The sequence below is a fragment of the Pseudomonas sp. DSV-1 genome (assembly GCF_035830915.1).
Taxonomy (GTDB): Bacteria; Pseudomonadota; Gammaproteobacteria; order Pseudomonadales; family Pseudomonadaceae; genus Aquipseudomonas.
On the sequence record NZ_JAYMYG010000001.1, the window covers coordinates 3,854,028 to 3,866,176 of the forward strand.

General features: G+C 59.1%; 10 protein-coding genes. 6 read left to right on the top strand and 4 right to left on the bottom strand.

The genetic code is table 11. The features are described from left to right. Positions 1–179: 179 nt before the first annotated feature. Positions 180–827 (top strand): AP2 domain-containing protein, encoded by a 648-nt coding sequence (locus VSQ83_RS18045; RefSeq protein WP_326427287.1) that lies wholly within the window; start codon positions 180–182, stop codon positions 825–827. Here VSQ83_RS18045 and VSQ83_RS18050 read toward each other — a convergent pair. The 4 genes from VSQ83_RS18050 to edd form a co-directional block, all read right to left on the bottom strand. Next, entirely contained in the window at positions 796–2,256 is a 1,461-nt protein-coding gene (locus tag VSQ83_RS18050; protein ID WP_133077270.1) for an ATP-binding protein, read from the bottom strand. The genes VSQ83_RS18045 and VSQ83_RS18050 overlap by 32 nt on opposite strands. After that, positions 2,246–2,977, bottom strand: a complete 732-nt coding sequence (locus VSQ83_RS18055) for a response regulator (RefSeq protein ID WP_219262909.1) — start codon at positions 2,975–2,977, stop codon at positions 2,246–2,248. Before VSQ83_RS18055 ends, VSQ83_RS18050 begins: the two co-directional genes overlap by 11 nt. Before the next feature lie 116 nt (positions 2,978–3,093). Further along, positions 3,094–4,050: a glucokinase gene (locus VSQ83_RS18060; RefSeq protein WP_133077268.1), complete on the bottom strand. Its 957-nt coding sequence runs from the start codon at positions 4,048–4,050 to the stop codon at positions 3,094–3,096. Beyond that, positions 4,047–5,873: a phosphogluconate dehydratase gene (gene edd, locus VSQ83_RS18065; RefSeq protein ID WP_133077267.1), complete on the bottom strand. Its 1,827-nt coding sequence runs from the start codon at positions 5,871–5,873 to the stop codon at positions 4,047–4,049. Before edd ends, VSQ83_RS18060 begins: the two co-directional genes overlap by 4 nt. A 209-nt stretch (positions 5,874–6,082) precedes the next feature. Between edd and gap the strand changes: the two genes are divergently transcribed. From gap to VSQ83_RS18090, 5 genes are all read left to right on the top strand, one after another. Beyond that, positions 6,083–7,084, top strand: coding sequence for a type I glyceraldehyde-3-phosphate dehydrogenase (gene gap / locus VSQ83_RS18070; RefSeq protein WP_133077266.1), 1,002 nt, complete (start codon positions 6,083–6,085; stop codon positions 7,082–7,084). A 4-nt stretch (positions 7,085–7,088) separates the two neighbouring features. Next, positions 7,089–7,553, top strand: a complete 465-nt coding sequence (locus VSQ83_RS18075) for a methylglyoxal synthase (protein ID WP_133077265.1) — start codon at positions 7,089–7,091, stop codon at positions 7,551–7,553. A 280-nt stretch (positions 7,554–7,833) separates the two neighbouring features. Further along, positions 7,834–8,352 (top strand): RNA polymerase sigma factor, encoded by a 519-nt coding sequence (locus tag VSQ83_RS18080; protein ID WP_133077264.1) that lies wholly within the window; start codon positions 7,834–7,836, stop codon positions 8,350–8,352. Positions 8,353–8,451: 99 nt separating this feature from the next. Continuing rightward, on the top strand, positions 8,452–9,357 hold the full coding sequence (locus tag VSQ83_RS18085) for a FecR family protein (RefSeq protein WP_257623035.1): 906 nt from the start codon (positions 8,452–8,454) through the stop codon (positions 9,355–9,357). A 118-nt stretch (positions 9,358–9,475) separates the two neighbouring features. Continuing rightward, entirely contained in the window at positions 9,476–12,073 is a 2,598-nt protein-coding gene (locus VSQ83_RS18090; protein WP_326427288.1) for a TonB-dependent receptor, read from the top strand. The last annotated feature ends 76 nt before the right edge of the window (positions 12,074–12,149 follow it).

Consider the following 12,149-nt stretch of genomic DNA (forward strand, 5'->3'; position numbering starts at 1 on the left):
CTGCTTTCCTGTAAGCCATAAAGCTGCCCCCAAAGCCACGTAAGGCATTTTCTGCGTTGACTGTAGGACGCATCCCGAAGTCGTTTTCCCACGTTGAACCTGTAAATAACTTCAGCGAGTCTGCAACACATCGCCACGTTTCAAGAACGGATGCAGACACCCATCAGGAGATGAGACTCATGCAGAAATATCGTGCAACGGCCCAGAACCACTGTTTCATTTGCCCGTTGGAGTATCCGGACGGTTGCCGCTACGCCTGGAAACTGGACATCCGGCGCTCAGGCAAAGTGCATGTCCACCAATTCGACTTCGCCGAGTATGGCGGTGAGGCCGCGGCCCTGGATGCAGCTGAACATTTGCGCAACCAGCTGGTGCTGGAAATGCCCCAGCCCCTCACCTATGAAAATCGCCAACGCCTGACGCGCCACAACACCAGCGGGCACCCCGGGGTCTATCGGGTGCACGCCAACCAGATCCATTACTGGCGCGCCACGACCCGCATTCACGGTTACAACCTGAGCAAGAGTTTTCGTGTGGATCGCTATGGCGATGACGAGGCCAAGCGGTTGGCGCTGCAAGAGCGCGAGAGGCAACTGACCCTGTGCAACGAACCCTATGATGTGGCCATGGAAAAACTGCAGCTGCACTTCAGTCAGACCAGCAGGCGGGTGCGCGAAAACCGTATCAACGCCGCGATGAGCAGTCACCGCCAGCCAACGTCCATGATGGAAGTGGCCTCAGACCGCCCACTGGAACCCTTGCTACCCATCAGTGCCGAACAGGCGAGCCAGTCGATCAATCGCCATTTCGCGGCAAGTGCAAAGTGACCCGCAGGCCGCCCACGCGCAGGTTTTGCAGACTGACTTCACCACCGTGGCTATGGGCAATACTGCGGGCAATCCCGAGCCCCAGCCCGTAACCCTGCTGCTGCCCGGCCAGGCGAAAGTGAGGCTCGAAGACTTGCTCCAGGCGTTGCTCGGGCACCCCCGGTCCTTCGTCATCAACGGTCAGCACAAAGGCCTGCTCATTGTCATCGATACGCAAGTGCGCGTTGTTGCCGTACTTGAGGGCGTTGTCGATCAGGTTGCCCATGCAGCGGCGCAGGGCCAGCGGCTTGCCGGGGTAAGGTTTGAGGGCTCGTCCCTGAAGGGTTACGCGACCGTTTCCCTGAGGGAGCAAATACGGTTCGATCAAGCAGTCGAGCAGGTGATTCAAGTCCACTGCCTCGATGTTTTCGTGAATGTCCGTATCTTTCACGCACTGCAGCGCACCTTTGACCAACATCTCCAGCTCATCCAGATCGCGCCCGAACTTGTGCTGCAACTGCTCGTCTTCAAGCAGTTCGACCCGCAGGCGCAGGCGGGTGATCGGGGTGCGCAGGTCATGGGAAATGGCGCTGAACAACTGACTGCGCTCGGTCAGATAACGGCTGATGCGAGCACGCATGGTGTTGAAGGCTCGCCCCACTTCGACCACCTCACTGCCGCCTCCGATCTCGACCGGCCTGACTTCATCCTCACCCAGCGACATGTCACGGGCCGCCCGGGCCAGACGCTTGAGCGGGCGGCTTTGCCAATGCACCAGCAAGCCGATGAACAACAATAAAAAGACGCTGCTGAGCACGATGAACCACACCTGCAATGCCGGCAGTCCTTCTTCTTCGAGGCTGGTGTACGGCTGCGGCAACAGGGACGCGATATACAGCCACTCGCCCGGCACCATCTGGATTTGCGTCACCAGCACCGGTGGATTGACCGGCTCAAGCGTCAAGGCGAAATGCGCCCAGGAACGGGGCAACTCATCGAGCTTGAGGCCCGCATTGAAAATGCGCAGGTCCTGGGGGCTGACAAACGTCACCGACATGTCGACATCGGGTCCCACCGCCTCGCGCAACACCTTGTCCACGGCGTCCAGCACCGCCTGTTTGCGCTGGGTCGGCGGCAATACGGGCATGTCCAGGGGCCTGTCATTGAGGCTCACCACAAACCGGGTTCCGCCCATGCTGCGCAATTGATCCAGCACCAACGGACGATAGGCCAGCGGCAGGGAGCGCAGGTAAGCCACGGTCGCATTCATCGAGTGCGCCATGCTGCGCGCACTGTTGACCAGCCCTTCGAGTTGCGTGGTGCGCAACTGCGACAGCCAGATCGCGCTCGACAAGGTTTGCGCCAGCAAAATGGCAAGCAACGTCAGCAGCAACATACGCCCCAGCAATGAGCGGGGCATGTGCCATTTGCGCAGGAAATTAAAGGTCATTGCCGGACAAGACCTGAGCCGCCAACTGATAGCCGCTGCCGCGTACGGTACGGATCAACCGGGGGGGCTTGTCGGTGTCGCGCAGACGCTGGCGCAAGCGGCTGACGGCCATGTCGACAATTCGGTCCAGAGGCATCAGGTCCCGACCGCGGGTCGCATTGCCGATGGTGTCGCGGTCAAGAATCTGTTGCGGGTTATCCAGAAACAGCTTGAGCAACGAAAAATCAGCCCCGGACAGAATCACCTCTTCGCCATCGGTATGAAACAGTCGATGGGTCACGGTGTTCAGTCGCCACTCTTCGAACGCCAGGACTTCGTTACCCGAACTGGTATTGGCAAATTGCGCCCTGCGAAGCAATGCCTTGATTCGTGCCAGCAGTTCACGGGGGCTGAAGGGTTTGCCCAGGTAGTCGTCGGCGCCCAGTTCAAGGCCAATGATGCGATCGGCCTCGTCAGAACTGGCGGTGAGCATGATGATCGGGATCTGGGCAAAGCGCGGATGCTGACGCACCCATCGGCACAGGCTGAAGCCATCTTCGTCGGGCAACATGACATCGAGGATCAGCAGATCACTGGCGGCCCTATCAAGTGCTTCACGAAAGCCCGCACCATCGCCCACGGTACGCACCTGAAAACCGGCGCGGGTGAGATAGATATCAAGGAGTTCTCGAATTTCCTGGTCATCATCGACCAGCAAAATGGATTTGCCGGGTGCACTCACAGTGATGTTCCTTATTGTTTTTATCACGTCTGTGGGAGCGGACTTGTTCGCGATGCAAGCGATTCGATGTCTGCGCTAACGCGAGCAAGCCCGCTCCCACAGTGTGTGCATGGCTTTTAGCCAAATGCCTGTTGCAACGCCACTCCCGCGCCGATCAATCCCGGATACGGTGCTGTCACCAGCCACACCGGGATGCCCTTGAGGTAGTCGCTCATGCAGCCTTTGTCGGCGAAGCTGCGGGCAAAGCCGCTGGCCAGGAAAATATCGGCAAAGCGCGGGATGACCCCGCCCACGATATAGACCCCGCCCCGCCCACCGATGGTCAATACATTGTTGCCCGCCACACGCCCCAGCCAGCAACTGAAGTGTTCCAGCACCTGCAGGGCGACCGGATCACCGGCCAGGGCCGCTGCCGTGATTGCACGGTCGCTGTCCAGCACCGGCGTATGGCCATCCACCGCGCAAATCGCCCGATAGACCCGCGGCAAACCGCTGCCGCTCAAAATGCTTTCAGCACTCACATGGCCAATTTCGTTGTAAATGTGCTGCCACAACTGCACTTCACGGGGGTTGCTCATGGGCAGGTCAACGTGACCACCCTCCCCCGGCAAGGCCATCCACTGCGCCTCACCCAGGTTCAGCAAGGTACCCACGCCCAGCCCGGTTCCCGGCCCGATAACCACGGCGGGTCGTGTCGGGTCCGGGATGCCAGGGCACACCTGACGTACGTCTTCAGGTTGCAGGCGGGTCATGCCCAGGGCCATAGCGCTGAAGTCGTTGATCAACAGAAGATTGTCGACCTGCAGGTCCTTACAGAACCCCGACCGGCTCAAGCGCCAGTGGTTGTTGGTAAAGCGAAACTCATCGCCACTCACGGGACCTGCCACTGACAGGCACACCGAACCTACAGCACCCAGGGCCAGATCCAGGTCGCTCAGATAAAGCTTGATGGCTTCTTGCGGACAGGCGAAATCAGCTGTTGCCAGCACACGAACCGAGCGCAGCTGGTCGTTATCCCACAACGCAAACCGGGCGTTGGTTCCACCAATGTCACCGACCAGTGCAAGCTTCATTTCAGATTTTCCAGAGACGAGGTAAAGGTACTCGCGCCCTGCTCGGCCGAACTGAAGGCCTGACGCATGAACGCAAACAACTCACGCCCGGACCCAACGGCATTATCCAGAGTGCCGATTGCCGGGGTGCGCGCCGCGAATTCTGCCTCATCCACCAACAGTTGCAATGTTCCTTTTACGCCGTCCACGCGAATCATGTCGCCGTCCTGAACACGGGCCAGAGCGCCGCCGATCGAAGCTTCCGGGCTGACATGAATCGCTGCCGGGATCTTGCCCGAGGCGCCTGACATCCGTCCGTCAGTGATCAGTGCCACTTTAAAGCCCCGATCCTGCAACACACCCAGGAACGGCGTCATCTTGTGCAGCTCGGGCATGCCGTTGGAACGCGGGCCCTGAAAGCGCATCACGGCCACAAAGTCGTGTTCCAGCTCACCGGCCTTGAACGCATCGGCCAGTTGTTGCTGATCCTGGAATACCCGTGCCGGGGCTTCGACGATTTGATGCTCAAGCGCTACCGCCGAGACTTTCATCACGCCGCGCCCCAGGTTGCCTTCCATCACCCGCAACCCGCCCTCGGCCGAAAACGCACGTGCAACCGGACGCAAAATCGACTCGTCGAGGCTCTCGATCGGGCCTTCGCGCCAGACCAGCTCGCCATCCACCAGGAACGGTTCGCGGGTGTAACGGCTCAGACCGAAGCCCGCCACCGTGTTGACATTCTCATGGAGCAGGCCGGCTTCCAGCAGTTCGCGAATCAGGAACGCCATGCCGCCTGCGGCCTGGAAGTGGTTGATATCGGCCTTGCCGTTTGGATACACGTGGGACAGGGTCGGCACCACTTCGGACAGGTCCGCCATGTCTTGCCAGGTCAGCTGAATGCCCGCGGCCATCGCAATCGCCGGCATGTGCAGGGTGTGGTTGGTCGAGCCGCCAGTGGCATGCAGCGCAACAATGGAGTTCACCAGGGAGCGCTCGTCGACGATTTCGCCCAACGGGGTGAAGTCGCCATTTTGCTTGGTCAGGCGAGTGACTTGATGAGCGGCCTCACGGGTCAGCGCATCACGCAATGGCGTGTAGGGATTGACGAAAGAAGCGCCCGGCAAATGCAGCCCCATGACTTCCATCAGCAACTGGTTGGTGTTGGCGGTCCCGTAAAACGTACAGGTGCCAGGGCTGTGATAGGACTTCATCTCCGACTCCAGCAGCTCTTCGCGGCTGGCCTTGCCTTCAGCGTAACGCTGACGCACGTCGGCCTTTTCCTTGTTGGAAATACCCGACGGCATCGGCCCGCCCGGCACAAAAATGGTGGGCAGATGACCGAAGCGCAGCGCGCCCATCAGCAGGCCCGGCACGATCTTGTCACATATGCCCAGCATCATTGCCGCATCGAACATGTTGTGGGACAGCGACACGGCCGTCGACAGCGCAATCACTTCACGGCTCAGCAGGCTGAGCTCCATGCCCGGCTCGCCCTGGGTCACGCCATCGCACATGGCCGGCGTGCCGCCCGCGAACTGGCCCACCGAGCCGATTTCACGCAGTGCTTTTTTGATTTGCTCAGGAAAGTGTTCGTAGGGCTGATGCGCCGACAGCATGTCGTTATATGACGAAACAATTGCGACGTTGGCGGCGTTCATCATCCGCAGGCTGTTTTTATCTTCAGCGCCACACCCGGCCACGCCGTGGGCGAAGTTGGCACATTGCAGCTTGCCGCGTTGCGGGCCGTCACTGGCGGCACCGCGAATAAGCGTCAGGTACGCCTCACGGGTGGCACGACTGCGGGCAATAAGACGCTCGGTGACTTCAAGAACGCGGGGATGCATGTGTTGAACTCCAGGCTAACGGATGTGGCGACCTGTACGTGTCCTATGCTGACCGAAGGGCTTTGAGGAGCGACTTCGACCATTCGGACCCGTTGATTCAGGTCACTCGTTGTAGATAAAACAAAATATTGCCACTTAAATGGCTTGTTTTCTATTTTTATGCGAATAATCTTGTAATTCCAACAACAAATCGATGGCAGGCGCTTTCCATGACTCTACGAATCGCAATCAATGGTTTTGGCCGGATCGGCCGTAACGTCCTGCGCGCACTGTATACCCAAGGCTACCGTCAGGACCTGCAGATCGTCGCAATCAACGATCTGGGTGACAGTTCGATCAACGCTCATCTGCTCAAGTACGACACGGTTCACGGCACGTTCGACGCAACTGTCGAGCATGATCAGGAGAGCCTGACGGTCAATGGCGACCGCATCAGCGTGACCGCCATTCGCAACCCGGCCGAACTGCCTTGGGCGGCGCTGAAAGTAGATGTGGTGTTTGAATGCACAGGTTTGTTCACAGATCGCAGCAAAGCTGAAGCGCATATTAGCGCTGGTGCCCGTAAGGTGATTATCTCTGCACCCGGTAAAAATGCCGATGCGACTGTGGTCTACGGCGTTAACCACGACATTCTGCGCCAATCCCACCAAATTATTTCCAATGCTTCCTGCACCACCAACTGCCTGGCACCTGTGGCGCAAATCCTGCACCGCGAGTTCGGCATTGAAAACGGCCTGATGACCACCATCCACGCCTACACCAATGACCAGAACCTGACCGACGTTTATCACTCGGACCCGTACCGTGCGCGCTCTGCCACCCAGAACATGATCCCGAGCAAAACCGGTGCCGCCGAAGCCGTGGGCCTGGTATTGCCTGAGCTGGCCGGCAAGCTGACCGGCATGGCCGTTCGGGTTCCGGTAATCAACGTGTCGCTGGTTGACCTGACCATCGAGCTCAAGCGCGAAACCACCGTGGCTGAAGTCAACGCGCTGTTCAAGGAAGCCAGCCAGCACTCCAAAGTTCTGGGCTACAACACCCTGCCGCTGGTATCGAGCGACTTCAACCACAACCCGCTTTCGTCGATCTTCGACGCCAATCACACCAAAGTCAGCGGCAAACTGTTGAAAGTACTGGCCTGGTATGACAACGAGTGGGGCTTCTCCAACCGCATGCTCGATAACTGCCTGGCGCTGTGCAACGCGGAGTAACGCGATGATCGGTATCAGCTTCACCACGGCCACCCTGGCGGCGCGCAAGCGCATCGCCCTGGTGGCCCATGATCACTGCAAGGGTTTCTTGCTGGACTGGGCCGAGCGCCACAAATCGGAACTCAGCCAGCACGACCTGTGCGCCACCGGCACCACGGGCCTGCTCTTGAGCCAACGCCTTGGGCTGCCGATCGAAAGCATGATCAGCGGCCCGTTGGGCGGCGATCAGCAGGTGGGCGCCAGGATCGCGGAGCAGCGGGTCGACATGCTGGTGTTTTTCTGGGACCCGTTTGAACCCCAGCCCCATGATCCGGACATCAAGGCCTTGTTGCGGGTGGCTGCGGTCTGGAACATTCCGGTGGCCTGCAATGAGTGCAGCGCTGACTACATGCTCAGCAGCCCCCTGATGAGCCAGCCCCACGAATACCGCATCCCGGATTACAGCGCGTACCTCAAAGGCCGCGTTTAACCATCCCTCTGTAGCCGCTGACGAGTAGAACGAGGCTGCGTCCGAGCGCGAAGCGGTCGCAGAATCGGTAGCTGCGAAGTGTCTGAACGTACGGATTTCCCGGGTTTACGACGGCTTCGCCGCCGAACGCAGCCTCGGTGCGCTCCTCAGCGGCTACAGGTCAGGGGGCGTTCATCACGGGGCTAGCGTTTTTTGTTATTCATGGCTTTTCAAAACAGCGCTTGACCAACGGCATAGATGATAAGCATTATCATTCGCTCAAAATCGGTCGGGTAGCACTGTGAGTCAGTCCCACTTCAATCAAGTCTTCCTGACCCAGCGGGTCACCTTGCTGCGCACGCTGGAGCGGATGGTCAATAACCACAGCACCGCCGAAGACCTGCTGCAAGAAACCTACTTGCGCGTGACGCGGGCCTTGAGCGAGCGCTCCGTCGAACACCTTGAACCCTTTGTTTTCCAGACCGCACGCAACCTGGCGCTCGATCATCTGCGCGCCCGGCGCATTCAGTCACGCACCGTCGTCGAAGATGTGCCGCTGGAAGTCATCGAAGGCGTCGCCTCCCCTCTCAGCACCCCGGAAGAAGCCCATCAAGCCGCGCAATTACTGGAGCGTTTGAGTGTGAGCCTGAGCCAGCTAAGCGCCCGCCAACAGCGAATTTTCATCCTGAGCCGCCTTCATGGCTGCAGTTATCAGGAGATTGCCGAAGAGCTTGATGTGTCCTTGAGCACGGTTCAAAAGGAGCTCAAATTAATCATGGCAATCTGCATCGGGGTAGCCGACAGGCTGAATCGGCCTTAACCTTGACGGGCTATGCCTGTAAGAACGCTCTGTAACTGCCAAGGAACACCCGTGCCGGACACTCATAATTCTGCGCAAGACGTGCTGCAAGACAGCGCCATGGATCAGGCACTGGACTGGCTGATCACCCTTGAGTGTGCGAGCGACGAACAAAAAGCCGCCTTCCAAAACTGGCTCAATGCCGACCCTGCCCACGCCCTCGCCTTTGCCAAAGCCAATGCGATCTGGAATGGAGAGCCGGTTCTGGCTGCCGCGCAAACCCTGCAAACCCGCCGCACGCCACGCCTGTTGCAACGCATCGGGCGGCACTGGAAGCACCTGGCAACAGCGGCGGTCGTGATTCTTTGTGTCGGCAGTTACGGCAATGTGCCCTTGCGACTGCAAGCCGATCATCTGACCGTGGTCGGCGAGCGCCAGCGCCTGCAACTGGAAGACGGTTCAAAAGTACTGCTTAACACCAACTCCGCGTTCTCCAGCAAAGTGGTCAATGCCCAGGCCAGCGCTCGCCTGTACCAGGGCGAAGCGTACTTCGAAATCCCGGCCGACCTGGAACTGCCCATGGTTCTTGATGCTGGCCCCGTGCGTGTCAGTGTGCGCGATACCGACTTTGCCGTGAGCTACCTCAATGGCGAAGCCCAAGTGCGGGTGCAACGCGGCGATGTTGACTTGCGGGTGAGCAGTGTCGGCACCCAAATGCGTTTGTCTGCCGGTAACAGCGTGCGCATCGGCCCCAACGGATTCAGCAAGACCGCCAGGCTCAACCCCCAGACCGACCTGGCCTGGGTTCAAGGGCGCCTGGTGTTTGAAAACTGCCCGATGGGCAAAGTACTGGATGAAGTGCGCCGCTATTACCCCGGATGGATCGTCAGCAACAACGACAAACTGGCCAGCATTGCAGTGACCGGAAACTACCGGCTCGACCAGCCGCTGGACATCCTGCGCTCACTCGCCCACATCACCTCGAGCAACATCTCGGAATTCCCCGCGCTGGTCATTCTTAATTAGTTGTAAGTTTTTTTACGCGATAGCCACAGGTCGTTCGTCTCGCTGTAGTCAATGCAACTGATTCGCATTTTGAATCAGCTTCGCAACTATAAGATTCGTTCACCACGGAGCGCTATCAATGCCCACTCGTTTCAACAGCCGGTCCTCATCCAACGTCCGCACGGGCGGTTTGCAGCAGTGCACGTTGTCGTTGTTGACCGCTGCCATGCTCCTGGCCGGTGTACAGGCGGCTCCCGTCATGGCCGCGACCGATGGGCAGTCGGCCACCCGCTCCGTGGGCAATTACAAATTCGCGATTTCCCAGCAGCCGCTGGCGTCTGCCCTGAACGATTTCAGCGCCGTCACCGGCTGGCAGGTCGGGTTGCCGGCAGAGCTGGCGCAGAATGTGTCCTCGCCCGGCGTACGCGGCTCCCTGCCCCCGGAAAAAGCCCTTGAACGTCTGCTCATCGGTACCAACCTGGGCTACCACAAACTGGGCAGCAACAACATTGTGCTGGAAAAGCGCAGCAGCTCCACCGGCACCCTGGCCTTGCAACAAGTGACCATCAGCGCCACTCGCCAGGAACAGGACGTGAACTCGGTGCCCAGCACCGTCACCGTCCATGACCGCCAGGAGCTGGACCGCGATAACGTCAATACCATCAAGGATCTGGTGCGCTATGAGCCGGGTGTCACGGTAGGTGGCGCCGGTCAGCGCGGCGGTATCAGCAACTACAATATCCGCGGTATCGATGGCGACCGGATTCTGACCCAGATTGATGGCGTTGAAATCCCCAGCTCGTTCTTCAACGGCCCTTACGCCAAGACCCAGCGCAACTACGTCGACCCGGAAATCATCAAGCGTGTTGAAATCCTCCGTGGTCCGGCGTCAGTGCTGTATGGCAGCAACGCCATCGGCGGCGCCGTCAGCTACTTCACCCTGGACCCGGATGACATCATCAAGCCGGGCCAAGATGTCGGTGCCCGCCTGAAAACAGGCTACAGCTCGGCCGATCGCAGCTGGCTGAAATCCGGCACGGTGGCCGGTCGTTCGGGTGAATTCGATGGTTTGCTGCACCTGAGCCAGCGCGACGGGCATGAAACCAAATCTTATGGCGATCACGGCGGCACCGGCCTCTCCCGGACCGCGGCCAACCCCGAAGACGTGAAAACCACCAACGTGCTGGCCAAGGCCGGCTGGAACTACAACGATGACGATCGCCTGTCCTTCACCTACGAGAAGTACAAGGACCGTACTGATATCGATGTGAAAAGTGCCGTCGGTGGCCCGTTCAACAACGGCCAGCCGCTGGGCATGTATCGCTCCCGAACCGGCCAGGACACCATCACTCGCGAACGTTTCGGTGTGGAAAACAGCATGGTTCTCGACACCATGCTGACCGATCACTTCAAGTGGAGCCTGAACTACCAGATCGCCAAGACCGACCAGAACACCCTGGAAAACTACTTCCCCTTCACCCGCAATGTGATGCGCTCGCGCAACACTAAATATGAAGAAAAAATGTGGGTACTGGACGTCCAGGCGGACAAGGCTTTCCATATTGCCGACACCGATCACCTGCTGACCTATGGCGCCACCGTCAAGCATCAGAATGTCACCGGTTCGCGCAGCGGCTCGGGCACCTGCCTGGCAGTGGGCAGAGGCTGCACGGCTGTTGGCGCCAACAGCCCGAGCGATTATCTGGTCAAGTCCAGCGACTTCCCCGACCCGACCATCAACACCTACAGCCTGTTCGCCCAGGATCAGATCAGCTGGAACGACTGGACCTTCATGCCCGGTCTTCGCTACGACTACACCAAGCTGACGCCGCACGTCACACAGGAATTCCTCAATACCGTCAACAGTGACCAGCGAGGCACGGTGAACGACGATGAAAAAGTCTGGCATCGACTGTCGCCCAAATTTGGCGTGACCTACGCGTTCAACGATAACTACACGTGGTACGGCCAATACAGCGAAGGCTTCCGCACCCCAAGCGCCAAGGCCTTGTATGGTCGCTATGACAACCTTCAGGCGGGCTACACGGTCGAGCCAAACCCGAATCTGGAACCGGAAAAAAGCAAAAGCTACGAGACGGGCCTGCGCGGCAACTTTGAGGCGGGGTCATTCGACGTCGCAGTTTTCTATAACAAATACCGCGACTTCATCAATGAAGACGCCATCACCCCCGGCTACAACGAACTTGCGTTCCAGAGCAATAACATCAAGCACGCCACCATCAAGGGGGCTGAAGTCAAAGGCCGCTTGAACCTGGACGCCTTCGGCGCACCGCAGGGCCTCTACACCAAGGGCTCGGTGGCGTATGCCCACGGCCGCAACAACGACACTGGCCAGCCGATCAACAGCGTCAACCCGCTGACCGCCGTCATGGGCCTGGGCTACGAGCAACAGAACTACGGTGGTCTGGTGAGCTGGACACTGGTCAAGAGCAAAAACCAGGTCGACGACAACACCTTCTTTTCCCCGGATGGCACCAGCAAACAGTTCAAGTCGCCGGGCTATGGCGTGCTCGACCTGACCGGTTTCTACAAGGTCACCCAGGACGTCACCGTCAATGCTGGCCTGTACAACCTGACCGACAAGAAATACTGGAACTGGGATGACGTGCGCGGTTACGACAGCGTGGGCGAAGCCGGTGTGCTGAACCCGGCCAATATGGAGCGCTTGACCGCTCCGGGCCGCAACTTCGCAATCAATCTGGTCTGGGATATCTGACCGCGCGCCTCACTGCGCAGACTTTTGTTCTGCGCAGTGAGGATTTTTTACTGTGATCCGTCTTCCTGATCGTCTA